A 25,174-nucleotide genomic window follows, 5' to 3' on the forward strand; every position below is an offset into this window, starting at 1 on the left:
CCCCCCCCCCCCCCCCCCCCCCCCCCCCCCCCCCCCCCCCCCCCCCCCCCCCCCCCCCCCCCCCCCCGACTCTACATTGCAGCAGCGCACAACAGCGCGCGCCGTGGCTTCCGTTAGAATCGGCGGTTCTCGAACCTGCAGGACCGTTCAATGCAGCTGTCTTCCGTACGTGCCGTGATCACCGGCGGCGTTTCCGGCCTCGGCCTGGCCGTGGCCCAGCACCTGGTCGCCAACGGCGGCAAGGTCGCCCTGTTCGATCTCAACGACGACAAGGGCGCGGCCGCCGTGGTCGAGCTGGGTGCTGACAAGGCCCGCTACTTCAACGTCAACGTCAGCGATGAGGCGGCGGTGGGCGCGGCCATCGACCAGGCCCACGGCTTCCTTGGTGGCCTGAACGTGGCGATGAACTGCGCCGGCATCCTCGGCGCCGGCCGCGTGCTGGGCAAGGAGGGTCCGATGCCGCTGGCCGGCTTCCAGGGCACGGTGATGGTCAACCTGGTCGGCAGCTTCAACGTGGCCAAGGCCGCGGCCAACCGCATGCAGCACAACGAGGCCGGCGACGACGGCGAGCGCGGCGTGATCATCAACACCGCCAGCATCGCTGCCTACGAAGGCCAGATCGGCCAGGCCGCCTATGCCGCCAGCAAGGGTGGCGTGGTGTCGATGACCCTGCCGATGGCCCGCGAGCTCTCGCGCTTCGGCATCCGCGTCAATACCATCGCCCCGGGCGTGTTCTGGACGCCGATGGTGGACGGCATGCCCGAGGCCGTGCAGCAGTCGCTGGCCGCCTCCATCCCGTTCCCTTCGCGCCTGGGCAAGCCGGATGATTTCGCCAGCCTGGTCGGCTTCATCCTCGGCAACACCTACCTCAACGGCGAGACCATCCGCCTGGACGGCGCTACCCGCCTCGCTCCGAAGTGATTCCCCCGGGCGCCGGGACGGCGCCCACCCCCAACGACCAACAACACCATGAAAGCCAACGACATCAAGAAGGGCAACGTCGTCGAGTACAACAACGGCGTGTACCAGATCCGCGACATCGAGCGCAGCTCGCCGCAGGGCCGCGGCGGCAACGTCCGCTTCCGCTTCATCATGTACAGCGTGCCGGGCGGCAACAAGCTCGACGCCAGCTTCGATGCCGACGACAACCTGGTCGAAGTCGAACTGCTGCGCCGCCAGTCCACCTATTCGTACAAGGACGGCGATGCGTTCGTGTTCCTCGATGACGAGGACTACACCCCCTACACCCTCGACGCCGACGTGATCGGTGACGACGCCGGCTACATCACCGACGGCCTGACCGGCATCTACGTGCAGGTCATCGACGAGCAGCCGGTGGCGATCCAGCTGCCCGCCTCGGTCGTACTGGAAGTGATCGAGACGCCGCCGGAACTGAAGGGCGGCACCGCCACCAAGCGCCCGAAGCCGGCCAAGCTGAACACCGGCATCGAAATCATGGTGCCGGAGTACATCGCCAACGGTGAGCGCGTGCTGGTGAACACCGCCACCGGCGAATTCGCCGGCCGTGCGGACTAAGCACCTCGCGCTGGTCGCCTGCCTGTCCCTGCTTGCGGCGTGTTCGCCGCAGGCAGCGGACAGCGCTGCTGAACCCACGCCCAAGGTACCTGCAAGCGAATCGGCTGCACCGCCCGTGGCGACAGCACCGGCGGCCGAGCCGGCCGCCGTCGTGGCGCACTTCGCTACCCCGTCCACCGGCAATGAAGCGCTCGACCAGGCGCTCGCCGCCGCAGGCTGTCCCGTGCCTGGGGACGTCTATGACGTTGACGACGTGCGCATCTACTGCCAGATGCCGGCGGACGTGCAGGCCTTCCTCGCGCGTGAGAACACCTGCCAGCATTTTGCCGGTGAAGAGCCTTACGACGACGAGCGTCGTCGCGAACTGGAAGAAGCCAGCGCCACGTACTGCGAGGGCCGCGAAAAGATCTTCACCGGCCTGGTCGCCCGCCATCGCGATGACTGCGCGGTCCGCTCGGCGCTGATCGACATCAACGGGCGCTACGACCTGGACTTCGACCTGGACCTGAAGCCCTGCGAGGGCTGATCGATGAACGCCGGGCGTGGCCCGGCGCTACCGGCTTCTGTAGAGCCGAGCCCATGCTCGGCTGCGTCTGTCGATGCATCGCGGACGAAGCGCCATCCGGGCATGGCCCGGCGCTACCGGCTTGCGCTCATTTGCCACCGAAATTGCCGCAGCCGTGGTACTGGTGCGCGCCGATGGTCAACATCGCTTTGGCCTCGAATGATTCGCCGCTCATGCCGTCCTGGCAGGTGGTGCGCTGGAAGCTCAGCTTGATGGGCGTGCCATCGGCGGCCTTGCCGGCCCAGCCATCGGCGCCCGCGGTGGGTGCGGCAACCTGGAAACGGCGCTCGCCGTAGTCCACCTCGACCTGCAGGCCTGGTCCCTCGCCATCAACCACCGCCAGCCAGCCGGGTTCGTTGCCGGTGGCACGGAACGCTGCGCTGCCTGCGCTGCCGTTGCCTTCGGTTTCGCTCGTGGCGGCACTGTCCGTCGCTGGTTCAGGCAGGGGCGCTGGCAAATCGGCGCTTGCCGCTGCCGCAGGGGCTGTTGCCGGCTGGCACGCGGTGAGGATGATGCCCAGGGAGGCAGCCAACAGGCTGGGAGCGGTACGCATGGCTCGACTCCTTGTCGATACTGCTGAGGACACCTGACCGTACCACTTCGGCGCAGGCAGGGGCTGAAAGCCGCCTGACCGCAGCCCCAGGCGTGCGGCAATCAGCGAACCGCCACGCCGGCTGCCGGCGCCGCTGCCTGCTCCCGCAGTCGGTTGCCGAGTGCGGCCAGGTTGGCATCGATGTCATCCAGCTCCTGCCGTTGTCCGGCAGGCAGCTCTGCGCGCAGTTGCTGTCGCAGCGAGTGCCAGGCAGGCACGGCCGCGGCACTGGCGGCGGTCACGGCCTCGGCAACCGCGGCCTGCTCCTCGGCCAGCGGCAACCCGTAACCGGCATCGGCCTGCAACCGACCCGGCCGCAACCACTGCCCGCTCTGTTCCAGCAGGCCACGCAGCCGCGCGGTTGCCGGGCTGTACGGCGCCGCCAGCAGGCGACGCTTCAAGGTATCGCGCGCACGCAGCTCGGCACGGCGCTGCGCGGCCTGCTCCAGCAGCAGCAATCCGGCGCTGGCGCGCACATCGCCCTGCTGCAGCCAAGGCGCGCGCTGCCGCGCGGGAAGCTTCAGCCAGCCGCGCACGTCCGCCGCTGGTAAAGCGTTCTGTGCCGCCGCGACCGCAAACAGCTGCTGGTAATGATCGCGTGCCGATGCGAAGTAGTAACCCTGCGGCTGCGCACGGGCAGGATCATCCAGCACCTGCACATCCAGCGCGTCCAGTCGCGCCAGCCGACGGCGCAGGCCGCGCGGGGTCAGCTGGGCCAGGCCCGCCTCGCCCAACCGCGGCACGCCGGCCTGGAGCAGCTTGGCCGTTTCCACCGCACAGTTGTTGCTGACGAAGTAATAGCGCCCGTCATAACTCCAGTGCACCTGCGCAGTCCGCTCGAGCAGGCTGGCAATCTCGCTGCGGTCGAGCTTCAACGGCAACGACTGCAGGCCGCGCAGCTCGACCTTGGTGTATTCGTCCACCACCTGCTGCAGCGGCAGCACGAACAGGCGCGACGGGTAGCCGCCGGTCAGGCCACGCCAGTTGGAGATCTGCACGTCGCCGACGAACGCACGGAAGGACAGGACACGGTGGTATTCCAGATCCAGCCGGCAATCAGGCCCCGGCACACGGCCCGGGCGGCAGATCACCAGCCGCAGCATGCTGTGGCCCCAGCGGCTCATCGGCTGCGCACTGCCCTCGGCGAACAGGTAGTCCACGGCGTAGACGCGCGACGGGTCCAGCCGCAGCAGCGAGGCGGCGCCCTCCTCCTCCTCGGCCTGCAGCAGCGGCACGGTACGCTCGCACTGCGGGGTCGGCAGCGACGGCGGCGTACCGAAATGCTGCCGGTACCACTGCGCCACGGCCGGCCGGCGACAGGCGAATTCGGCATCGAGCACGAAGCGCTCGGCGTTCACCGCCAGGTATTCGGCGGGGTCCTGCAGCTCATAGGGATCCGGGCTGCGGTCGCTGAAATGATTGGCGCCACGCCCCAGGAGCCACGGCCTGCGCTGCCAGCCGGCCAGGTCACGCCAGCGCGCGCTGCGCGACCAGTTTGCGCCGCTGCGGTCGGCAACGTGGGTCAGTTCATGGATCAGCGCGCTGCGGCGCGCACGGCGCGCACCGGCCTGGCTGTCATCCAGCAGGCCCAGGCGCAGGGCGATGCGCCCGGCGAATGCGCGGCCGTGCACCTGTGCCGGCAGATCATCGCGCCACGACACCCGCACCTGCTCGGGCAAGGCATGCAGCAGGCCCTCGGGCAGCAGCGCCTGCACATCGTCCAGCGTCTGCTGGGCGAGCAGCTGTTGCGGCTCGCTCAGTCCGGCCGGATCGAGCTGCAGGCGATCAGCCGCATGCGCAGCGTGAGCGATCAGCAGTAGCGCCACTCCAGGCGTGGCTGCCGTGATCGACCGCCTGCGCCCTGCGCTCTTCTGTAGAGCCGAGCCATGCTCGGCTGCCGTTGCCGTGTGTCCGCGTTGCAGGTCCAGCCGAGCATGGCTCGGCTCTACAGAGAGCGATGCCGGGCCTGTCACGCGACGTGGATCAGCGCGCCAGCAGCGCGCGGGCCAGCTGCAGGTCGCTCTGCTGCTGGGCAGCGGCATCCTGCTCGCGCAGGTGCACCAGTGCCGCCTGCAGGCGCGCGCCACGGATCTGGCCATCGCTGGCAACGAAGGCAGCCGCGTCATCGCGCGCAGCCAGAACGACCTTGTCATCACCCGAACTGCTGCCCGAGGTACCTGCCGAAGAAGCGGAGGCCGAACCGGCCGACGTACCGGCCGACGAGCCGGCAAAGCTGGAAGCGAAGCCGGCCAGCGGCAGGGACAGCAGGGCGAGCAGCAGAAGCGGACGGGTCATCGTGGTCATGCCATCAGTGGGTATGCGTGGAGCGTAATGGTTGCGTGAAGTCTTTGCCTGCATCAGACGTCGAACAGCTTGCCTGGATTCAGCCGCGCGTCGGGATCGAACGCGCGCTTGACCGCCTTCATCAGCGCGATTTCCGCTGGTCCGCGCGTACTGTCCAGGTAGCCCTTCTTGACCAGGCCGATGCCGTGCTCGGCCGAGATGCTGCCATCGAAACGCGCCAGCACCTGCGCCAGCAGCTTGGTCACGTGCTCGCACTGCATTACGAAATCGGCGTCGCTGGTGTCATCAGGCTTGAGGACGTTGATGTGCAGATTGCCGTCACCGATGTGGCCGAACCAGACCACGTCGAAATGCGGATATGCCTCGCCGATCAGCGCCTGGGTCTCGGCCAGGAACGCCGGCATCGCCGAGATCCGCACCGAGACGTCGTTCTTGTACGGCTTGTAGCGCGCCACTGCCTCGGTGATGCCCTCGCGCAGGCGCCAGAGCTGGGCAGCCTGGGCATCGCTTGCACTGATCACGCCATCGCTGACCCAGCCATTGCCCATGCAGTCCTCGAAGGCCGCCATGGCCGCCGCTTCCTGCGCCTCGTCATTGGCGGCGAACTCGGTGACCACGTAATACGGGTGCACCTCGTCGAACGGCGCCTGCGCGCCGTGGGCCAGCACGTGCTCGAGCGCGCGCTCGGTGAAGAATTCGAAGGCCTGCAGTTGCAGGCGCGCACGGAAGGCGGCAAACACCTGCATCAGCACGTCGAAGCTGGGCACCGCCAGCAGCATCACGTTGCTGGCCGGCGGCGGGTCGGTCAGCTTCACCGTGGCCTCGACGATCACGCCCAGCGTGCCCTCGGAGCCGATCATCAGCTGGCGGAAGTCGTAGCCGCTGGAATTCTTGATCAGGCCCTTGTTGAGTTCCAGCAGCTCACCGCTGGCGGTGACCACCTTCAGCCCGGCGATCCATTCGCGGGTATTGCCGTAGCGGATCACGCGGATGCCGCCGGCATTGGTGGCGATGTTGCCGCCGATCGAGCACGAACCACGCGCGGCGAAATCCACTGGATAGATCAGGCCGTGTTCCAGCGCGGCGTTGTGCAGTGCCTCCAACGGCATGCCCGCCTGCACCACCAGGGTGCGGTCGACGGCGTCGTAGGACAGCGCCTTGTTCATCCGTTCCAGGCTGAGCACCAGCTCGCCGTTGGCCGCCACCGCCCCCCCGGACAGGCCGGTGCGGCCGCCCGAGGGCACCACCGCCACGGCTTCGGCCGCGCTCCAGCGCATCACCGCCTGCACCTCCTCCACTGTTGACGGCAGAGCAATCGCCAGAGGCGCCGGCGTCCAGCGCCGGGTCCAGTCGCGGCCGTAATGCTCCAGGTCGGCAGGGTCGGTCTTCAGCTTCAGGCCGGGACAGGCCTGCTGCAGCGAGGCGATGCGGGAATCGGTCATGACAGTCCAGCGCGGTGCGTGAAGAACGGGCAAGGGTGCCAGCGGCGCGGGCCAGCGTCCAGCCCCGTCAATCGCCGGCAGATGGCTACGAATGCAACTATTTCCGCACTGCACCATGGCCCCGGCGATCTGGCATAGTGGTCAGCCCCTGTCCCACTGGCCGTGCCGAAACATGTCGCCGAAGAAGACCTCGTTCCCCAAGCAGGATATCCGCGTGCTGTTGCTGGAGGGGGTCAGCCAGACCGCCGTGGAGGTGTTCACCTCCGCCGGCTACAGCCAGATCGAAGCGCACAGCAAGGCGCTGCCGGAAGACGAACTGAAGGCGCGCATCGCCGAGGCGCACATCGTCGGCATCCGCTCGCGCACCCAGCTCAGCGCCGAGGTGCTGGCCGAGGCCAAGCGCCTGATCGCGGTGGGCTGCTTCTGCATCGGTACCAACCAGGTCGACCTGGACGCGGCCGAGCTGGCCGGCATTCCGGTGTTCAACGCGCCCTATTCCAACACCCGCAGCGTGGCCGAGCTGGTCATCGCCGAAGCGATCATGCTGACCCGCGGCATTCCGCAGAAGAATGCCGAATGCCATCGTGGCGGCTGGTCGAAGTCGGCCAGCGGCAGCCATGAAGTGCGTGGCAAGACCCTGGGCATCATCGGCTACGGCCACATCGGCACCCAGGTCGGCGTACTGGCTGAATCGCTGGGCATGCAGGTGATCTTCCATGACGTGGAAACCAAGCTGTCGCTGGGCAATGCCCGCGCTGCCGCCAGCCTGGACGACCTGCTGGCGCGCGCCGACATCGTCACCCTGCACGTGCCGGAAACCCCGTCCACGCAGTGGATGATCGGTGCCACCGAACTGGCGAAGATGCGCCCGGGCGCGCACGTGATCAATGCGGCCCGCGGCACCGTGGTCGATATCGACGCTCTGGACGCCGCGCTGGCCAGCGGCCATATCGGCGGCGCCGCGCTGGACGTGTTTCCGGTCGAGCCGAAGGGCAACGGCGATGTCTTCGAATCGCCACTGACCCGCCACGACAACGTGATCCTGACCCCGCACGTGGGCGGCAGCACGCTGGAAGCACAGGACAACATCGGCATCGAGGTGGCAGCCAAGCTGGTGCGCTACAGCGACAACGGCAGCACCCTGTCGGCGGTCAATTTCCCGGAAGTGACCCTGCCCGAGCACGCCGACAGCCTGCGCCTGCTGCACATCCACCAGAACGTGCCGGGCGTGCTGTCCAAGGTCAACGAGATCTTCTCGCGCCACAACGTCAACATCGACGGCCAGTTCCTGCGCACCGACCCGAAGGTGGGCTACGTGGTGATCGACATCACCGCCAGCGAGGAACAGGCCGGCGCCGTGCGTGACGAGCTGGCCGCGATCCCGGGCACCCTGCGCACCCGCATTTTGTATTGATGACGGCGTCGCCGGGCATGGCCCGGCCCGCACGACGGTAGCGCCGGGCCAAGCCCGGCGGAATGCTTCAGCGGGCCAGCCAGCGGTTGGCCATGCGCTGCATCGATTCGTCCGATGCGGGGTCTGCGGCGACCTCGGCCACCGGGCGCCAGGCCAGGTCGAGGGATTCCTCGCTGAGCACGAAGGCTTCGCCGCCCACGGCACGGATCACGAAACGCACGTCGTAGTGCCAGTGCCCCGGCACGTCCTTGCGTGCGGGAATCCAATGCTTGTCCAGGTCGAAGATCGCCGGATCGTCCAGCACCAGGCCGGTCAGCCCGGACTCCTCTCCCGCTTCCTTCAGCGCCACCCGGGCCAGGTCGCGGTCGCCATCGGCGTGGCCGCCCAGCTGCAGCCAGCGCTGCAGCTTACGGTGGTGGGTCAGCAGCAGGCGCTGGCCATCGGCACTGACCAGCCAGCAGCTGGCCGTGAAGTGCCCGGCCAGACGTTCACGACAGAAAGGATCTTCCGCTTCGTCGATCAATGTGCCGAATTCAGCAGCCAGCGCGTCGTGGGATGGCTCCCGGCGGGCGTAGTCCTGCAGCATCCCACGCAGGTGATCGTCAAGCGCGGCAAGGGATTCGGCGGGTTGATTCATGAATGCGGGGGAATCGGAAAAATACTGCTCATTATCGCCGTTCATTGTTGCGATTGCGCTTGTGCGGGGGCTTCAGCTTTGGCTAAGGTACAGCGGGCTGTTCGCACGGCCTTCACCATTCCAGGCCGCCGGCAACGCATCGGCGGCCCCAATCCGATCATCAGGAAAGTTCTGCATGCTGAAAGCACTGTTGAGGGTCAAGCCGGTCCAACCGGCCGGGCACGTCGATGCTGGCGAACCCATCGAAGGCAGCCTGGACGGCGAAGCCACGTTGAAACGGACCCTCACGGCGAAACACCTCATCATGCTCGGCATTGGTGCGGTGATCGGCGCAGGCATCTTCGTGCTGACCGGCCAGGCCGCGGCCAACCATGCCGGCCCGGCGGTCATGCTCTCGTTCGTCATCGCCGGCTTCGCCTGCGCGCTGGCCGGCCTGTGCTACGCCGAGTTCGCGGCGATGATGCCGGTCTCCGGCAGCGCCTACTCCTACTCCTACGCCACCCTCGGCGAAGGCATGGCCTGGTTCATCGGCTGGTGCCTGGTGCTGGAGTACCTGTTCGCCTCCGCCTCGGTCGCGGTGGGCTGGTCGGCCTACCTGATCAGCTTCGTCACCAGCACGCTGAACATGCCCTTCCCGGACGCGTTCAGCGCGGCGCCGATCGCCTGGACCGGCAGCGAGTTCGTGGCCTCCGGCAAGCTGTTCAACCTGCCGGCGGTGCTGATCATCGCGGCGGTGTCGGGCCTGCTGTATGTCGGCGTGACCCAGTCGGCCTTCGTCAACGCGATCATCGTTGCCATCAAGGTCACCGTCATCTGCCTGTTCATCGGCATCGGCGCGGCGCACATCGATCCGGGCAACTGGCACCCCTTCATCCCTGAAAACACCGGCCCGGGCGAGTTCGGCTGGAGCGGCATCTTCCGCGCCGCCACCATCGTGTTCTTCGCCTACATCGGCTTCGATGCGGTCTCCACCGCCGCCGGCGAGACCAAGGACCCGCAGCGCAACATGCCGATCGGCCTGCTCGGCTCGCTGGCCGTGTGCACCATCGTCTACATCATCGTCTGCGCGGTGCTGACCGGCATGATGCCGTACCACCTGCTGGGCACCGACAAGCCGGTGGCCACCGCGCTGGAAGGCTACCCGCAGCTGGCCTGGCTGAAGACCGCGGTCGAGATCGGCGCCATCGCCGGCCTGTCCTCGGTGATCCTGGTGATGATGATGGGCCAGACCCGCATCGCCTACACGATCTCGCGCGACGGCCTGCTGCCGAAGTTCTTCGGCAAGGTCCACGCCCGCTTCCGCACTCCGTACCGGGCCACGATCGTGGTCGGCGTGATCGCCGCCGCGCTGGCCGGCCTGGTGCCGCTGAACGTGCTGGGTGAACTGGTCTCGATGGGCACCCTGCTGGCGTTCGCCACCGTCTGCATCGGCGTGCTGGTCCTGCGCTACAGCAAGCCGGACCTGCACCGCCCGTTCCGCGTGCCGGCCGTCTGGATCATCTGCCCGCTGGGCGCGGCCACCTGCCTTTTCCTGTTCTGGCAGGCGTTCGTGGTGCATTGGCACCTGTTCGTGGGCTGGACCGTGCTGGGCCTGCTGATCTACCTCGGCTACGGCATCCGCAACAGCAAGCTGGCCAAGTCCTCCTGATGTGCCTACGGGCCGGCCCCTGCGCCGGCCCGTCCGTTTCTCCCCGCGCGCCGGCAGCGGCGCGCTTCGAAAAGATCGACATCCATGTTCAAGCAACTGTGGGCCACCAAGCACCCGCATGCCGCCCATGAAGACGCCAACGGCCTGAGCCTTCGCCGCCACCTCGGCCCGTGGGGCCTGACCGCCCTGGGCATCGGCGCGGTGATCGGCGGCGGCATCTTCGTCATCACCGGCCAGGCCGCGGCTAACCACGCCGGCCCGGCCATCATGCTGTCCTTCGTGCTGGCGGCCATCTGCTGCGCCTTCTGCGCGCTGGCCTACGCCGAGTTCGCCTCGATGGTGCCGGTCTCCGGCAGCGCCTACACCTACACCTACGCCACCTTCGGCGAGCTCTCGGCCTGGTTCATCGGCTGGATGCTGGTGCTGGAGTACGGCGTGTCGGCCTCGGCGGTGGCGGTCAGCTGGACCGGCTACTTCCTCAGCCTGCTCAGCCAGTTCGACATCCATTTACCCGCGTCACTGGTCAGTGCGCCCCTGGATGCGCAGCTGCGCCCGACCGGCGCCATCGCCAACCTGCCTGCGGCCGGTCTGGTGCTGCTGCTGACCTGGCTGTGCTACGTCGGCATCAGCAAGTCCTCGGCGATGAACATGGCGATGGTCGTGCTGAAGACCGGCCTGATCATTCTGGTCATCGTGGTCGGCTGGAAGTACGTGGACACCAGCAACTGGACCCCGTTCATCCCGGCCAACGAAGGCCCCGGCAAGTACGGCATGGAAGGCGTGCTGCGCGGCGCGGCGATGGTGTTCTTCGCCTACATCGGCTTCGAGGCGGTGTCGGTGGCGGCGCAGGAATCGAAGAACCCGCAGCGCGACATGCCGTTCGGCATGATGGTGTCGCTGGTGATCTGCACGGTGCTGTACATCGCCATGGCGGCGGTGATGACCGGCCTGGTGCCCTACCCGCTGCTGGGCACCGACGAGCCGGTGGTGACCGCCGTGGCCGCGCACCCGCAGCTGGGCTGGCTGCGCTGGGTGGTCGAAGTCGGGGCCCTGATCGGCCTGTCCTCGGTGGTGCTGGTGATGATCATCGGCCAGCCGCGCATCTTCATGATCATGGGGCGCGATGGCCTGCTGCCGCCGGTGTTCACCAAGATCCACCCGAAGTACCGCACACCGCACATCAACACGGTCATCACCGGCATCGGCATCGCCCTGCTGGCGGCACTGTTCCCGCTGGACATCCTCGGCGAGCTGACCTCGATGGGCACGCTGATCGCGTTCGCGGCGGTGTGCGCGGGCGTGCTGATCCTGCGCCGCACCCAGCCGGACCTGCCGCGTCCGTTCCGCATGCCGATGGCGTGGCTGATCTGCACGCTGGGCGTGCTGAGCTGCCTGGCGCTGTTGTCGGCGATGACGCTGCACAACTGGATGCTGATGGGCGTGTGGACGGTGGTCGGGTTCGTGATCTATTTCGGTTACGGGTTCAGGCACAGCCGCCTGCGGGGTCAGTAAGGGTTTCTGTATTGCAGGGCCTGCGGCCCTGCACCCGCTGGAGCAGGAGCCGGAGCAACCGCAACGGCTGGGTTGAGGGGTTGGCGGGGAGGGGTGAGATTGCGGGGGACGCTGCAAGTACGTCCCTGTAAGCTCGGTCGCCGCATCCATGCGGCTCACGCCCCCGCAACCTCACCCCTCCCCGTCTTTGACAGTCTCCAGGCGCGTCCGGCGGATCCACGCCATGCGTGGATGAATTCCATCTGGGGAATGAACTTTCTCCGGTCTATGAATCTTCTGTAGAGCGGAGCCATGCTCCGCTCCGAGCAAGCGCAGCGCCGCGACCCGCTTTTCGCCTTTCCTTCTTCACTCCGTGGCTGGCGCGCACGGAACCTGTCCGTGGCCGGCCGGGGTGGGCTGGCGGGACCGCAGGCGCCATGGATGGCGCCTGCGAGCCCCCATGGATGGGTTCACGGCGTGTCCCGCCAGCCCACCCCGGCCGGCCAACCCAAGGAATCAGCCGGGCGAACCAACCACGAGGGGCTCAGCCGTTGGCCGAATCCAGTAAAATCGACCGCATGAACGCCCCCACCTTCCCCTACGACACCGCGCGCCTGAGCGAACTGGCCCAGCTGCTGATCGACAACGTCCGCGAACTGGCCCACGCCGGCTGGACCCCGGCCACCAGCAGCAACTTCTCCCACCGCCTGGACGACCGCCACGCCGCGATCACCGTCTCGGGCAAGGACAAGGGCCGCCTGATCGAGGACGACATCATGGTGGTGGACTTCGACGGCCTGGCCGTCGGCCGCCCGCTGCGCCCGTCCGCCGAGACCCTGCTGCACACCCAGCTGTACCGCCGCTTTCCTGAGATCGGCTGCGTGCTGCACACCCATTCGCCGGTGCAGACCATCGCCTCGCGCCTGTATGCGCCGCAGGGCCACATCCGCATCGAAGGCTACGAGCTGCTGAAGGCCTTCGCCGGCAACAGCACCCACGAAATGGCCATCGACGTGCCGGTGTTCGCCAACACCCAGGAGATGAACGTGCTCTCCGCTCAGGTCGATGCCCTGCTCGATACCCAGCCGCTGTGGGGCTACCTGATCGACGGCCACGGCCTGTACGCCTGGGGCCGCGACATGGCCGAAGCGCGCCGCCACATGGAAGCTTTCGAATTCCTGTTCCACTGCGAACTGGAACTGCGCAAGCTGCGCGGCTGAGCCTGCGCCGGGGTGCAGATTCCAAACCGGAATCTGCCGCCCTTCACCACCCTGTTACCCTGTCTTCCCCCCGAGACGTTCAAGCTGCCGCCATGAGCCGACTGCGCATCTACGACGACACCCGCCCTGAATCGCCGCTGCTGGATACCCAGGACGGCGCGATCATCGCCGCCGAACTGAAGAAGATCGACGTCACTTTCGAACGCTGGCAGGCCACCGCGCCGGTCGCGCCGGGCGCCAGCCAGGACGAAGTGTTCGCCGCCTACCGTGCGGACATCGACCGCCTCGTTGCCGAACACGGCTTCAAGAGCGTGGACGTGGCCTCGATCGCCCCGGACAACCCGAACCGTGCCGAGCTGCGGAAGAAGTTCCTCGACGAACACTTCCACAAGGAAGACGAGGTGCGCTTCTTCGTCGCAGGCTCCGGGCTGTTCACCCTGCACGTGGACGACAAGGTCTATGAGATCGAATGCGTGAAGGACGACCTGATTGCCGTGCCCGATGGCACCACCCACTGGTTCGACATGGGCGATGAGCCGAGCTTCGTGGCCATTCGCTTCTTCACAGAGCCGGATGGCTGGGTCGGTCACTTCACCGGCACCGACATCGCGCAGAAATTCCCCCGTTACGTTCCCACCCAGGCGTCCTGATCCATGCAGCCCCGCGTCATCCTGACCGACATCGAAGGCACCACCAGCAGCATCTCGTTCGTCAAGAACGTGCTGTTCCCCTATGCCCGGCAGGCGCTGCCGGCGTTCGTCGCCGAACACAGCCAGCAGCCCGACGTCCGCCGCTGGCTGGATGCGGTGGCCACCGAGATCGGCGGCGCCTGCCAGGACAGCCTGGTGGCCGAGACGCTGCAGGGCTGGATCGACCAGGACCGCAAGCACACCGCGCTGAAGGCCCTGCAGGGCCTGATCTGGGATGCCGGCTACCGCCGTGGCGACTACACCGCGCACTTCTACCCGGAAGTGGCACCGGTGCTGAAGGGCTGGCATGCCTCGGGCCTGCCGCTGTACGTATATTCCTCCGGTTCGGTGCCGGCGCAGAAGCTGTTCTTCGGCTTCAGCGATGCCGGTGACCTCAGTCCGCTGGTGTCGGGCTGGTTCGATACCGAGATCGGCGGCAAGCGCGAGGCGGACAGCTACCGCCGCATCGTGCAGGCGATCGGCGTGCCGGCCGGCGAGATCCTGTTCCTGTCGGACGTGGTGGAAGAACTGGATGCCGCCCGCGAGGCCGGCCTGCAGACCCGCCTGATCGACCGCCTGGACGACTACCCGATGCCGCGCATTGGCCAAGCCGCCAACGGCCACGCTCGCGTCGAGAATTTCCAGCAGATCCAGCTGTAAGCGCGGTCCGCTGCGCTCGCCGGGCATGGCCCGGCGCTACCGGGCACGCGCTCCGGTGGTTGCCAACCTTGGTTGGCAGTTCTGGGTGTGCCAACCGAGGTTGGCACACCCCCAGAGCGGCATCGCCCTCAACGGTCGTTGAGGGTCTTTATCTTCAGCGCTTCGCGCAGCGTCGCCAGGTCCACCGGGCCGCGCACGGCGATGTCGCGGGTCTCGCCGGGCAGCAGGTCCAGCAGGTTGTCTTCCACCTGCACGTCCAGCGCCCCGAAGTCGATCCATGCCGAACGCACGTAGGCAGAACTCTGCAGCCGCAGCCGGTAGTGGTCGCCGTCGATAGCCAGCACCGCCTTCAAGGCCTGGCGCGGCAGCATCTGGTCCTTGGCTTCCACGAAGCCGACAACCTGGCGTGCACTCACCTTGCCATCCTGCAGCAGCTCGAACACCGCCACGGTTCGCTTCGGGTCCGCGCCCGCCAGCAGTTCGGCGTCGGCGAAGTCGCCGACCGCGGTCACACCGCCAGCGGCCAGGGTCACCGGCACCTCGCGACGGCGCAGCACCTTGCCCTCCACATCCATCACCCGCAGCCGCCAGCGGGCATCCGCGGCTTCACCGTCGTTGATCAGGCGCACCTGCGTGCGGCCCTCATCGCGCAGCGCCGCCAAGGTCACCGGCGCGAAGAAGCGCCGGGCGGCGAAGTGCAGCGCCTTCCAGCGTCCGTAGTAATCCACGCTGGACCACGACGCGCCCGGCCACACATCGTTGAGCTGCCAGTACAGCGAGCCCATCGTGTACGGCTGCGAGGCGCGATGGTGCAGCGCCGCCAGCGCGATGCCATCGGCCTGCATCACCTGGCTGAGATAGACGAAATCCTCGAAGTCCTTCGGCGTGCCGTAGCCCAGTGCGATGTAATGCAGCAGGCGACTGTTGCCCTCGCCCGCCATGAACTTCTGGTGCGCGCGGATCACCGGGCTGTCGATGCCCTGCTCGTCGCGGCTGGCGATCTGGTCGACCGTCGCCAACGCCGGCCAGGCCTGCAGGCCGTACTCGGACATGAAGCGCGGGGTCTCGCGCAGGTAAGCCTGCACCGGCAGCGCCGGATTGCCCCAGACCTGCCAGTAGTGCTTGTCGCCGCGGGTTGAATCGTTGGCCTTCTCGTCCAGGTCGTTGCTGGGCGAACTGGACCAGTACGGCACGCCCAGCCCCTCCTCGCCCACCACCTGGCGCAGGTCCTTGCCGAACAGATCGACATAGCCCTGCCAGACCCGGGCGGCGAACGCTGGATCGGCGGCCTTCAGGTCGCGGCCGTGGCCCCAATCCTTCCAGGCGGTCTCTTCTTCGTTGTTGCCACACCACAACACGATGCTGGGGTGGTGGCGCAGCCGACGGACGTTGTCGCGCGCCTCGGCCACCACGCTGGCGCGGAACGCAGGGTCGTAGCCGGGCTGCATGCCGCCACCGAACATGAAGTCCTGCCAGACCAGCAGGCCCAGCTCGTCGGCGATATCGAAGAATGCATCGTCCTCGTAGTAGCCGCCGCCCCAATTGCGCAGCATGTTCATGTTGGCATCGCGCGCGGCGGTCAGCACCTGGCGCAGGCGCGCGGGACCGACACGCGCGGGGAAGGCATCGAACGGAATCACGTTCGCACCCTTCGCAAAGACTTCCACGCCGTTGATGACGAAGGCGAAGCCCTGCCCGCCCTTGCCATCCTCCTCGCGCCGCAGCTCGACGGTGCGCAGGCCGATGCGCTGCTCGCGCGCCAGCTCGGGGGTACGGCCGCCATCCAGGCGCGCCTGCACGGTGTAGCGGTCCTGCGCGCCGTGGCCGACCGGCCACCAGCGCCGCGGATCAGTCAGTTCAACGGGAATCTCGACCGTGTTCGCGCTCGGCTTCAGCAGCACGCTGCGCTGCAGCTGGGCCACGCTGCGGCCGTCCGGGTCGCGCACGTCCACAGCCACTACAGCCGAACCGGCCGCGCTGCCCTGCTCAACCTGCAGCAGCACGGCAAGCTTCGCCTGACCGGCATCCAGCGCATCCGTGCGTACCGCCAGGTCGGTTACTCGATGCGTATCCCAGGCCTGCAGGTCGACACCACGCCAGACGCCAGCGGTGACATAGCGCGGGCCCCAGTCCCAGCCGAAGTGGTAGGCCGGCTTGCGTGCGAAGTTGCCGACCATCGCGTCCTTCGGCTCGTCACCATAGGGCGAGGGATAATTGCCGGCGATCTTGTGCGGCATCGCCTGCACGCCGGGCAGCAGCGTGCGGATCGGCGAGTGGAACACAACCAGCAGCTCGTTGTCCTTGGCACGCAGCTGCCCGTCGACACGCGCGTGCCAGGTGCGGTGCGCGTTGTCCGCACGCAGCAGCGGCCTGCCGTTGAGAGAGACCTCGGCATAGGTGTCCAGCCCATCGAAGCGCAGTTCGGCATTGGGCTTGGCCAGGGTGGCCGCGTCCACATCGAAGCGCGCGCGGTATTCCCAGTCGGCCAGGCCGATCCACTGCAGATCGGCTTCGGCCGAGCCCACGTAGGGGTCGCGGATCAGGTCGTGGGCCAGCAGGTCGGTGTGCACGCTGCCGGGCACCGTGGCCGCGCGCCATTGCTGCAGTCCGGGGTGAGCGGCGCCCTGGGCATCACCAGGCAATAGGCGGAATTCCCAGTGCGCCTGCAGTGGTGCGGCGGCGGCGGGGAACGCAACCGCCGCGATCAGCAGCAGGAGAAGACGGACAACGAGGGAAAAACGATGCACGTGATGCTCCTGGTGGTATCCGGTAGCGCCGGGCCATGCCCGGCGAACCTACATCAACGAACGACGTTCAACACTTCGTAGCACGCGCCCATGGTGTGGTAATCCACCTTGCCAGCCGGGCTCTTCTCGTCGCTGTACTTGCGGTTGTCGGCATCGAGGATGCGGAACCAAGCGCCGTACTGGTGGTCGACGAAGTGCTCCCACGAATACGCCCAGATGCGCTCGTACCACTGCCAGTAGCGGTCATCTCCGGTGCGCTTGGCCATCAGCGCGGCGGTGGCCAGCGTTTCGGCCTGCACCCAGAAATACTTGTCGTCATCGCAGACGAAGCTGTCGCCACCGATCGGCGCGCCGTCCATGCCCGGCTGACGGCGCGATTCCGGCGCGAACCCGTAATACAGGCCACCGCGTGCCTCGTCCCAGCTGCGCTCCACCGCCACATCGAACAGATGCTGCGCGGTCGGCACCAGCCAGTCGGCCTGCACGTGGCGGTCCAGGATCAGCAGCAGCTTGGCCCACTCGGTCTGGTGGCCGGGCTGGAAGCCCCACGGGCGGAACAGGTGCTTGGGATTGTCCAGGTTGTAATCCCAGTCGATCTCCCAGTTCACGTCGTAGTGTTCCCAGACCAGGCCACCGGCCTTGGCGGCCTGGCGGCGGGTCATGTTGTCGGCCAGCTGCAGCGCGCGCTCCACATAGCGCTGCTCGCCACTGGCCTCGAACGCGGCCAGCATCGCCTCGCACATGTGCATGTTGGCGTTCTGGCCGCGGTAGCCGGTGAAGTTCCACTGGCCATCGGCTTCGTCCTTGTACAGGCCGTGCTGCGGCTCCCAGAAGCGCGCTTCCAGCAGCTGCCAGGTCTCGTCCATCCACGCGCGGGCCTGCTCGACGCCCGCCTTCAGCGCGCAGCTGTAGGCCAGCAGCACGAAGGCCACGCCGTAGCAGTGGTTCATGTCGTCCTCGACCTTGCCATCGCGCAGGGTCCAGGCGTAGCCGCCGGTGGCCGGGTTGCGGTGCACCTCGCGCAGGTAGCGCACGCCGTGCTCGACCGCCTCGCGGTATTCGGCATTGCCGAATTCGCGGTAGGCCATCGCGTAGTTGAAGACGAAGCGCGTGCTGCTCACCAGGTGGCGGTGGCCGGCATCGTAGATGCTGCCGTCATCACGGAAATAGTGGAAGAAGCCGCCGTTGGGATCGATGCAGCGCGGGTGGTAGAACGCCATGGTGTCGGCGATATGCGCGCGCAGGAAGGCGGGCGAACGGAAATCAGGCGAGGTGATCATGCGGAAAGGTCCTGTGCCTGCAGCAGCTGCTGCACTTCAGCGAGCGAGGGCATCGCGGCGAACGCGCCCTTGCGGGTAACAGCCAGCGCGCCGACCGCAGCACCGAAGCGCAGCGTGGCGGCGATGGCCTGCGGGTCCTGGCAGAACGCGGCGAAACCCGCACCTGCGCCACCGCGCTCCAGCAGGCCAACCAGCACGCCACCGACGAAGGCGTCGCCGGCTGCGGTGGTGTCGACCGTGGCGACGTTGAAGCTGGTGACCTGGCCCTGCTGCTCACGGGTGTACCAGTGCAGCGTGGCGGCACCATCGGTGACGATGATCCAACGCGCCTGCGCGGCCAGCAGCCGCTGCAGGACCACCTGGTCGCCCTCGGCGCCGTGCGGCGCGGCCAGGTAATCCAGTTCCTCACGCGACAGCTTGACCAGGTCGGCGCGCTCCAGCGCCTGCCACAGCCACGGCGTCGGATCGACCTCGGCCGGCCACAGCGCCGGGCGCAGGTTGAGGTCCAGACTGACCACCGCACCGGCGGCGCGGGCGCGGTCCATGCCGGCGAAGGTCGCCTCGGCGATGGCCGGTTCGGTCAGGCTGTTGGAGCAGACGTGGAAGCACTTCGCGTTGTCCAGGCAGGCCGCCTGGAAATCGCTGTCACGGAACAGCAGGTCGGCGGCCGGCGGGCGGTAGAAGCTGAAGCTGCGTTCGCCCGCAGCATCCAGCGCGACGAAGGCCAGCGCGGTCTTGGCCGCATCGGTACGCACGATGTAGTCGGTGCCGACGCCGTGCTCGACCAGGCTCTCGGCCAGGAAGTCACCGAACATGTCGCGGCCGAGCATGCCGACGAACTGGGTCTTCGCACCCAGCCGCGCGGCGGCCACCGCAACATTCGCCGGCGCACCGCCGGCATACTGCAGGAACGCACGCGGGGTGTCCGCCGAGGCCGGCGGCTGCGCTAGTAGATCGATCAAAATTTCGCCGAAGCAGACAATGGCACCCATTTCCGACTCAGCCTCCCTGCGTTGCGGAGGCCGGCGTACGTGCACCGACCAGACCGTAGAAGATGATGTAGCCGTAGCACAGCAGCGGCAGGATGAAGCTGGCCTGCACGCCGATGTGGTCCGCCAGCACGCCCTGCAGGTACGGCACCACGGCGCCGCCGACGATGGCCATGATCAGCAGGCTGGAACCCTTGTTGGTCAGCGGGCCCAGGCGCTCGATGCTGAGCGCGAAGATGGTCGGGAACATGATCGAGTTGAACAGGCCGATCGCCACCACCGAGTACAGCGCGATGTTGCCGGAGGTCATCATCGTGGTGGCCAGCAGGACCACGTTGACCAGCGCGAAGATCGCCAGCAGGCGGCTGGGCGAGAAGCGCGCCAGCAGGGCCGAACCAGCGAAGCGGCCGATCATCGCCATCGTCCAGTAAGCCGACACGTAGTGCGTCGCCTGCTGTTCGCTGAAGCCGCCGATGCTCGGCATCGACAGGTAGTTGACCAGGAAGCTGCCGATCGACACTTCCGCGCCGACGTAAAAGAAGATGCCAAGCACGCCCAGCAGCAGGTGGCGCTTGCGCAGTGCATCGAAGTAGCTGTGGTGATGGCCCTGGTCGGCCTGCTCGGTGGCGTCGCTCAGCGCCGGCAGGCGGAACAGGAACACGAACAGCGCCAGCAGCACCAGCGCCACCGCCAGGCCCACGTAGGGGCCCTGCACGGCCTGCGCCTCGGCGGCGCGGTACGCCAGCTGCTCGGCGGCCGGCAGCGCGTTCAGTTCATCGGCGCTCTTGACCGTGTTGGACAGGATCAGCATGCCGCCGAAAATCGGCGCGATGGCCGTACCCAGCGAGTTCAGCGCCTGCGCCAGGGTCAGGCGGCTGGAGCTGGTCTGTTCCGGGCCCAGCAGCGCCACGTAGGGATTGGCGGCGACCTGCAGCACGGTGATGCCGGTGGCCAGCACGAAGAGCGCGCCGAGGAACGCGCCATACACGCGCAGCTCGGCCGCAGGCCAGAAGCCCAGCGCGCCAATGCCGGCAATCACCAGGCCGGCCACGATGCCCTTCTTGTAACCCAGCGCGGCGACCAGGCGGCCGGCCGGCAGCGACATCAGGAAGTAAGTGCCGAAGAAGGTGAACTGCACCAGCATCGCCTTGGCGTAGTTCAGTTCGAAGACCGCCTTCAGGTGCGGGATCAGGATGTCATTGAGGCAGGTCAGGAAGCCCCACATGAAGAAGATGGTGGTGACCACGGCCAGTGCCTTGCCGTTGGTGACGGCCGGTGCGTTGCCGGAGGAACCCGATGGGCGGGGCGTTGCGGAGATCGGCATGCGGTTCGCGCCTCGATGCGCGGGAGGTCGTTGTTGCGTGGAAGGAGTGTGCGTTGAAAAGGATCAGTTCGGGCGGGCGGCGCTGCTTTCGCGAATGCGCAGCTGCACCGGGGCGACCGTGCGCTGCGGCGGCGCGTCCGGGTCATCCAGGCGCTGCAGCAGCAGTGCGGCCGCCTGTCGGCCACGCTCGCGCGGGTCGGCGGTCAGGGTGGTCAGCGGCGGCACCGCCACCGACGCTTCGGAAATATCATCGAACCCGGTGACCGCGAAATCGCCACCAGGGCGGATGCCACGCGAGTTCAGGCCCAGCATCAGCCCCAGCGCGACGGTGTCGTTGTAGCAGACGGCCGCGCTCGGCCGATGGCCATCGACGAACAGTTCGTCGGTGCGCGCCGCGGCTTCGAGGCGGTTCGGCGCCGATTCGATCATCCAGCCCGGCGGCAGCGTCAGCCCGGCTTCGGCCAGCGCCTGCTGGAAACCGGCGCGACGCTGGTGGCACGAACTGGAATCGGCATGGCCACCGAAGAAGGCGATCTGGCGGTGGCCGCGTTCGATCAGGTGGCGGGTGGCGAGGTAGGCACCGTGCTGGTTGTCCAGGGTCAGGAAGTCCCAGTCGGCACCATCAAGCTCACGGTTGAACAGCAGCACGTTGGCGTTGGCGCCCAGCGCCTGGCGCACCAGGGTGGCGTCACTGCCCTCGGCCGGCGACAGGATCAGGCCGGCCGGTGTGTGCTCCATCAGCGTGGACAGCACCGCCTGCTGGCGCTCGGGCGATTCGCCGGTGCTGCCCAGCAGGGTCACGTAGCCGCGTCCGCCCAGAGCCTCGTCCACGCCGGACGCGAATTCGGCGAAGAACGGGTTGGACAGATCGTTGATGACCAGCGCGATGCTCGACGAGGTACGACGGCGCAGGTTGGCCGCCGCACGGTTGTAGACGTAGCGCTGGCGGCGCAGCTCTGCCTCGACCTTGGCCCGGGTATCAACGTTGACCAGCGGGCTGCCGCGCAGCACCAGCGACACGGTCGCGCGCGAAACGCCGATGGCACGGGCGATGTCGGTCACCGTCACCGCCTTGCCGGAACGCTTGCTGGAACTGCCGCTGGTGTCGTTCATCGTCTTCCCGGACTCCGCTGGAGCCTCAAGCCTAATGGATCGTGGCCACATCGTGCCGTGCCGTTCGCTGGGTTGCCTCGAACGGCACCGCACACATCATCGCAGCTGGCTGCCTGGTGCAGCGCACCAGGAGACCGGCAGATCGGCCACGGCGGTGCCCCAGCCTTGGGTCGGCGCCTTGCCATCCAGCGCAAAACGCAGGCGCGGGCCCTGCTGCAGGCGGCTCCAGCCCAGCCACACCGGCGCATGCGCCTGGCCATCGACCTGCACGCCCTGCACGTACTGCAGGCGGCGGCCATCGGCACCCGGCGCGTCGATGCGCAGGGTGCGGCCATTGCCCATGTCCACTTCCACCTTGGCAAAGCGCGGCGTGTGCAGCAGGAACTCGCCGCTGCCCGGCACCGCCGGGTACATCCCGATGGCGCTGAACAGGTACCAGGCCGACATCGTGCCCAGGTCGTCATTGCCGGTCACGCCGTTGGGCGCGTTGGTGAACAGCTGCTGCGCGGCACGCAGCACGTTGGCGGTCTTCCACGGCTGGCCGATCAGGGTGTACAGCCAGGGCGAATGCAGGTCCGGCTCGTTGTTGGGGTTGTAGCGGAACTGGTTGTAGTAGCTGTATGGCCCCACCACCCACTCCTTGCGGGCGGAATTGAGCGGATCGGCCTCCAGCGCATCCATCGCGAAGAAGGCATCGAGGCGGCGGCCGGCCTGTTCGCGGCCATCCATCGCTTCCACCAGGCCCGGTACGTCCTGCTGCGCCAACCACTGGTACTGCCACGCGGTGCCTTCATGGAACCCATGATGCGAGCGCGGGCTGTAATGGCCGTCGGCCGGGGTGTACCACTGGCCGTCCTCGGTGCGCGGGCGCGGGAAGCCGGTGAAGCCGGTCTCGGCGTCACGCACCTGCGGGTCCCACACCTTCCGCCAGTTGCGGCCGCGCTCGCGCAGCGTCGCTGCATCCTGGGTGTGGCCCAGGCCATCGGCCATCTGCGAGAGCGCGCAGTCGGCCACCGCATATTCAAGCGTGGCCGAACCACCGTGATGCGGGTCGACGTCCATGCCCTTGGAGGGGAACGCGCGGTCGTAGACCACGTAGCCCTTGTCCAGATAGGTCGGGTTGCCCGAGCGGCCGGCCATGCGCGAGTTCAGGGGCGGCGTACCGAACGCATTGCGGCGCAGCGCATCCCAGGCCTGCGATTCACGGCCCTTGAGCGCACCGAAGCGCCACAGGTCGACCATGAAGGGCGTGACCGGATCGCCGGTCATGATGTTGGTTTCGAAGTTGGCATAGCCCCAGCGCGGCAGCCAGCCGCCCTGCTCATCGATGGCCAGCAGGGTGCGGCCGATGTCGCGGGCCACGTCCGGGCGGGTCAGCGCCAGCCACTGGTTCTGCGCGCGGTAGGTATCCCACAGCGAGAAGTACTCGTAATAGGTCCAGCCCTCGGCGCGGTGGATGCCATCGTCGTAGCCGCGGTAGCGGCCGTCGGCATCGCTGCCGGTGAGCGGCTGCAGCAGCGCGTGGTACATCGCGCTGTAGAAGACGGTGCGGTCATCGCCGCTGCCACCCTGCACGCGCACCCGCGCCAGCTGCTCGCGCCAGGCCTGCTGGGACAGCGAACGCATCCTGTCGAAACCGATCAGCGCTCCACCCTGCATGCCCTCGGCGCGCAGGTTGGTGCGCGCACCTTCAGCGTCCACGTGCGAGATCGCGCTGACCGCAGTGACCGACTGGCCCTTGGCCAGATCGAAGGTCAGCCAGGCGCCGTTCGGCTTCTGCTCGCCTTCCATGCTGTGCCGCGCATTGGGCAGGCCACCGGTCTCGCCCCAGGTGCCATGCGCCTTGAACGGGCGGTCGAACTCGACGCGGAACCAGGTGGTGTACTGGTGGCCGCCGCAGAAGCTCTTGGTGACCAGCTTGCCTTCGACCACGCGGTCGCCGACCACGTCGACCACGCTGCCGATAACCGAATGGCGCTCGTTGGCCTGGCCGACGTTGATCATCACGTGGCCATCGCCACTGCGCTGGCTGAAGGTATAGCGCTCGGCCGCGGCACGCGTGCGCGCGGTGGCTTCGGCGTCGATGCCGCCGTAGCTGGTCAGGCGCACCTTGTAGTAGCCGGCCTGGCCGACCTCGCCGTCATGCGTGTAGGTTGAGGCGTAGGCCTTGTGGTCAAACTGCTTGGCGTTGGCGGTATCGAAATCGCCGCCCGGGCCGATGCTGCCGGTGACCGGCAGGATCGAGACCTGGCCGCCCTGCTCCCAGCAACCGGCGCCGGACAGGAACGAATGGCCGAAGCCGCGGATCTTCTCGTCGTCGTAGCGCCAGCCCGAGTAGTGGCTGCCGATCGGGCTGACCTGGATGAGGCCGAACGGTGCGGAGGCGCCAGGGAAGGTGTTGCCGTCATCCTTGCTGCCGATGAAGGTGTTGACCTCGCGCTCCAGCGCGGCCGGCGCGGCCTGCAGCCAGGGCGTGGCGGCCAGTGCCAGCAGGCAGGCGACGCGGGCCAGCGGGCGGTGGGACAGGGCCGGCGAGCGGCGGGCAGACAGACGGCGGGACAACGTGGTCACGGACAGGACTCCTTGGCGGCAGGGCGGCAGCGAAGCGCCGGCCGCGGTGGCCGAACGCCTCGTTTCCATCGGTACAAATCCGCACCCCGGCGGATTTAGATCGATTGAAGTAAAGCAGGGAGCGCCTATCCATGCATTCTGCGCCGCAGCAAAAGAGGGGGGTTTCTCTTTGCAGGGCTTGCAGCCCTGCACCTGCTGCGAGCAAGAACAACGGCCGAAGCAACGTCAAAGGCTGGTTTCCTGAGGGTAGGCGAGGTGGGCCCGGTTGAGGGGGACGCTGCAAGTACGTCCATGTAAGCTCGGTCGCCGCTTGCTCGTGTGCGCTGTCCTGCGCACACGGCAAGACCGGGGTTGGGCGTCCTGCCCAACCCACCCGAGGCATGCCTCGGGCCCATGCCGCTCACACCCCCTCAACCGGACCCACCCCGCCTTCGACAGTTTCCTGCGAGCTGTCACAGCTCGGGGTCGGATCCCGTTGCTACGCAACGGGCTCTGACCCCAGATGAAGCTTGATGTCTGAGAGATTTCATCCACGCATGGCGTGGATCTACTGGCCGCCGGCCAACTGTCGAAGGCGGGGCGGTGTCGGATTGTGGGGTGTCCGCGGCATGGATGCCGCGGCCAAGCCTACAGGGACGTACTTGCGGCGTCCCCGCAATCCGACACCGCCCCGCCAGGTCACGGATAGCCCGCTTTTGACGTTGACCTTGCTCTGACTTGAAGCAGGTGCAGGGCTGCAAGCCCTGCCGAACCACCCTCCCCTTTGCGCATGTAAACGATTCCAGCGCATTTCAGCGGATCATCATTCGGCAGACACGTCACTGCAATATTGCGCAGCAGCATGCGCAACCCCGCCAGCCATGCTAAAAATCGCCCCGCCATCGCTTAGATCGATCCAAGCGAATTCAGGGATGGCCCGGAGTTGGGGACCGGAACAGCACGTACCCGAGCA

At 67.5% G+C, this 25,174-nt stretch carries 20 protein-coding genes; 9 read left to right on the forward strand and 11 right to left on the reverse strand.

The genetic code is table 11. From position 1 onward, the window contains the following. Positions 1-150: 150 nt before the first annotated feature. The 3 genes from NQ204_RS16785 (at position 151) to NQ204_RS16795 (ending at position 2,062) form a co-directional block, all read left to right on the forward strand. Positions 151-921 carry an SDR family NAD(P)-dependent oxidoreductase gene (locus tag NQ204_RS16785; RefSeq protein ID WP_256644471.1) on the forward strand — a complete coding sequence of 257 codons (771 nt, stop codon included), beginning with the start codon at positions 151-153 and terminating at the stop codon, positions 919-921. A 48-nt stretch (positions 922-969) separates the two neighbouring features. Beyond that, positions 970-1,536 (forward strand): elongation factor P-like protein YeiP, encoded by a 567-nt coding sequence (gene yeiP, locus NQ204_RS16790; protein ID WP_079221730.1) that lies wholly within the window; start codon positions 970-972, stop codon positions 1,534-1,536. 115 nt (positions 1,537-1,651) lie between these two features. Continuing rightward, positions 1,652-2,062 (forward strand): hypothetical protein, encoded by a 411-nt coding sequence (locus tag NQ204_RS16795; protein WP_256644472.1) that lies wholly within the window; start codon positions 1,652-1,654, stop codon positions 2,060-2,062. 127 nt (positions 2,063-2,189) lie between these two features. Here NQ204_RS16795 and NQ204_RS16800 read toward each other — a convergent pair whose 3' ends face one another. The 4 genes from NQ204_RS16800 to NQ204_RS16815 all read right to left on the reverse strand — a co-directional run bounded on the left by NQ204_RS16800 (position 2,190) and on the right by NQ204_RS16815 (position 6,439). Further along, positions 2,190-2,654 carry a hypothetical protein gene (locus NQ204_RS16800; protein ID WP_256644473.1) on the reverse strand — a complete coding sequence of 155 codons (465 nt, stop codon included), beginning with the start codon at positions 2,652-2,654 and terminating at the stop codon, positions 2,190-2,192. Positions 2,655-2,755: 101 nt separating this feature from the next. Then, the gene (locus NQ204_RS16805; RefSeq protein WP_256644474.1) at positions 2,756-4,519 is read right to left on the reverse strand and encodes a DUF7844 domain-containing protein; all 1,764 of its coding nucleotides are present in this window, start codon (positions 4,517-4,519) and stop codon (positions 2,756-2,758) included. Between the two features lie 157 nt (positions 4,520-4,676). Next, the gene (locus NQ204_RS16810; RefSeq protein WP_116864588.1) at positions 4,677-4,988 is read right to left on the reverse strand and encodes a DUF2388 domain-containing protein; all 312 of its coding nucleotides are present in this window, start codon (positions 4,986-4,988) and stop codon (positions 4,677-4,679) included. A 62-nt stretch (positions 4,989-5,050) separates the two neighbouring features. Beyond that, on the reverse strand, positions 5,051-6,439 hold the full coding sequence (locus NQ204_RS16815) for an FAD-binding oxidoreductase (protein WP_256644475.1): 1,389 nt from the start codon (positions 6,437-6,439) through the stop codon (positions 5,051-5,053). A gap of 172 nt (positions 6,440-6,611) precedes the next feature. Between NQ204_RS16815 and serA the strand changes: the two genes are divergently transcribed. Beyond that, positions 6,612-7,853, forward strand: a complete 1,242-nt coding sequence (serA, locus tag NQ204_RS16820; protein WP_116864590.1) for a phosphoglycerate dehydrogenase — start codon at positions 6,612-6,614, stop codon at positions 7,851-7,853. 67 nt (positions 7,854-7,920) lie between these two features. Here serA and NQ204_RS16825 read toward each other — a convergent pair whose 3' ends face one another. Further along, positions 7,921-8,535, reverse strand: coding sequence for an NUDIX hydrolase (locus tag NQ204_RS16825; protein WP_256644476.1), 615 nt, complete (start codon positions 8,533-8,535; stop codon positions 7,921-7,923). Between the two features lie 130 nt (positions 8,536-8,665). Here NQ204_RS16825 and NQ204_RS16830 point away from each other — a divergent pair, with 130 nt between their 5' ends. The 5 genes from NQ204_RS16830 (at position 8,666) to mtnC (ending at position 14,198) form a co-directional block, all read left to right on the forward strand. Further along, complete coding sequence (locus NQ204_RS16830; protein ID WP_256644477.1) at positions 8,666-10,138, forward strand: amino acid permease; 1,473 nt, start codon at positions 8,666-8,668, stop codon at positions 10,136-10,138. Positions 10,139-10,222: 84 nt separating this feature from the next. Further along, positions 10,223-11,650 (forward strand): amino acid permease, encoded by a 1,428-nt coding sequence (locus tag NQ204_RS16835; protein WP_256644478.1) that lies wholly within the window; start codon positions 10,223-10,225, stop codon positions 11,648-11,650. 557 nt (positions 11,651-12,207) lie between these two features. Continuing rightward, positions 12,208-12,849 (forward strand): methylthioribulose 1-phosphate dehydratase, encoded by a 642-nt coding sequence (locus NQ204_RS16840; protein ID WP_256644479.1) that lies wholly within the window; start codon positions 12,208-12,210, stop codon positions 12,847-12,849. 92 nt (positions 12,850-12,941) lie between these two features. Continuing rightward, positions 12,942-13,499 (forward strand): 1,2-dihydroxy-3-keto-5-methylthiopentene dioxygenase, encoded by a 558-nt coding sequence (locus NQ204_RS16845; RefSeq protein WP_108768720.1) that lies wholly within the window; start codon positions 12,942-12,944, stop codon positions 13,497-13,499. A gap of 3 nt (positions 13,500-13,502) precedes the next feature. Continuing rightward, a complete protein-coding gene (gene mtnC / locus NQ204_RS16850; RefSeq protein WP_256644480.1) occupies positions 13,503-14,198 on the forward strand; it encodes an acireductone synthase in 696 nt (231 codons plus the stop codon). A 128-nt stretch (positions 14,199-14,326) separates the two neighbouring features. Here the strand turns inward: mtnC and NQ204_RS16855 are convergent, their stop codons facing one another. From NQ204_RS16855 to NQ204_RS16880, 6 genes are all read right to left on the reverse strand, one after another. Next, entirely contained in the window at positions 14,327-16,945 is a 2,619-nt protein-coding gene (locus NQ204_RS16855) for a beta-mannosidase (RefSeq protein ID WP_256644481.1), read from the reverse strand. Positions 16,946-16,998: 53 nt separating this feature from the next. After that, on the reverse strand, positions 16,999-18,225 hold the full coding sequence (locus tag NQ204_RS16860) for an AGE family epimerase/isomerase (RefSeq protein WP_116864992.1): 1,227 nt from the start codon (positions 18,223-18,225) through the stop codon (positions 16,999-17,001). Beyond that, positions 18,222-19,217 (reverse strand): carbohydrate kinase family protein, encoded by a 996-nt coding sequence (locus NQ204_RS16865; RefSeq protein WP_116864993.1) that lies wholly within the window; start codon positions 19,215-19,217, stop codon positions 18,222-18,224. The genes NQ204_RS16860 and NQ204_RS16865 overlap by 4 nt, the downstream gene beginning before the upstream one ends. Positions 19,218-19,224: 7 nt before the next feature. Then, positions 19,225-20,538, reverse strand: a complete 1,314-nt coding sequence (gene fucP, locus NQ204_RS16870; RefSeq protein ID WP_116864994.1) for an L-fucose:H+ symporter permease — start codon at positions 20,536-20,538, stop codon at positions 19,225-19,227. A gap of 63 nt (positions 20,539-20,601) precedes the next feature. Further along, positions 20,602-21,651, reverse strand: coding sequence for a LacI family DNA-binding transcriptional regulator (locus tag NQ204_RS16875; RefSeq protein WP_256644482.1), 1,050 nt, complete (start codon positions 21,649-21,651; stop codon positions 20,602-20,604). Positions 21,652-21,747: 96 nt separating this feature from the next. Beyond that, positions 21,748-24,291 carry a GH92 family glycosyl hydrolase gene (locus tag NQ204_RS16880; protein WP_256644483.1) on the reverse strand — a complete coding sequence of 848 codons (2,544 nt, stop codon included), beginning with the start codon at positions 24,289-24,291 and terminating at the stop codon, positions 21,748-21,750. Between the last annotated feature and the right edge of the window lie 883 nt (positions 24,292-25,174).

The sequence above is a fragment of the Stenotrophomonas testudinis genome (assembly GCF_024499815.1).
In the GTDB taxonomy this organism is placed as follows: Bacteria; Pseudomonadota; Gammaproteobacteria; order Xanthomonadales; family Xanthomonadaceae; genus Stenotrophomonas.

Coding starts and splice junctions, on each gene's coding strand:
- NQ204_RS16785 (WP_256644471.1), top strand. CDS start 151: ATGCAGCTGTCTTCCGTACGTGCCGTGATCACCGGCGGCGTTTCCGGC.
- yeiP (WP_079221730.1), top strand. CDS start 970: ATGAAAGCCAACGACATCAAGAAGGGCAACGTCGTCGAGTACAACAAC.
- NQ204_RS16800 (WP_256644473.1), bottom strand. CDS start 2,654: ATGCGTACCGCTCCCAGCCTGTTGGCTGCCTCCCTGGGCATCATCCTC.
- NQ204_RS16810 (WP_116864588.1), bottom strand. CDS start 4,988: ATGACCCGTCCGCTTCTGCTGCTCGCCCTGCTGTCCCTGCCGCTGGCC.
- NQ204_RS16815 (WP_256644475.1), bottom strand. CDS start 6,439: ATGACCGATTCCCGCATCGCCTCGCTGCAGCAGGCCTGTCCCGGCCTG.
- serA (WP_116864590.1), top strand. CDS start 6,612: ATGTCGCCGAAGAAGACCTCGTTCCCCAAGCAGGATATCCGCGTGCTG.
- NQ204_RS16825 (WP_256644476.1), bottom strand. CDS start 8,535: ATGAACGGCGATAATGAGCAGTATTTTTCCGATTCCCCCGCATTCATG.
- NQ204_RS16830 (WP_256644477.1), top strand. CDS start 8,666: ATGCTGAAAGCACTGTTGAGGGTCAAGCCGGTCCAACCGGCCGGGCAC.
- NQ204_RS16835 (WP_256644478.1), top strand. CDS start 10,223: ATGTTCAAGCAACTGTGGGCCACCAAGCACCCGCATGCCGCCCATGAA.
- NQ204_RS16840 (WP_256644479.1), top strand. CDS start 12,208: ATGAACGCCCCCACCTTCCCCTACGACACCGCGCGCCTGAGCGAACTG.
- NQ204_RS16845 (WP_108768720.1), top strand. CDS start 12,942: ATGAGCCGACTGCGCATCTACGACGACACCCGCCCTGAATCGCCGCTG.
- mtnC (WP_256644480.1), top strand. CDS start 13,503: ATGCAGCCCCGCGTCATCCTGACCGACATCGAAGGCACCACCAGCAGC.
- NQ204_RS16860 (WP_116864992.1), bottom strand. CDS start 18,225: ATGATCACCTCGCCTGATTTCCGTTCGCCCGCCTTCCTGCGCGCGCAT.
- NQ204_RS16865 (WP_116864993.1), bottom strand. CDS start 19,217: ATGGGTGCCATTGTCTGCTTCGGCGAAATTTTGATCGATCTACTAGCG.
- fucP (WP_116864994.1), bottom strand. CDS start 20,538: ATGCCGATCTCCGCAACGCCCCGCCCATCGGGTTCCTCCGGCAACGCA.
- NQ204_RS16875 (WP_256644482.1), bottom strand. CDS start 21,651: ATGAACGACACCAGCGGCAGTTCCAGCAAGCGTTCCGGCAAGGCGGTG.
- NQ204_RS16880 (WP_256644483.1), bottom strand. CDS start 24,291: ATGGAAACGAGGCGTTCGGCCACCGCGGCCGGCGCTTCGCTGCCGCCC.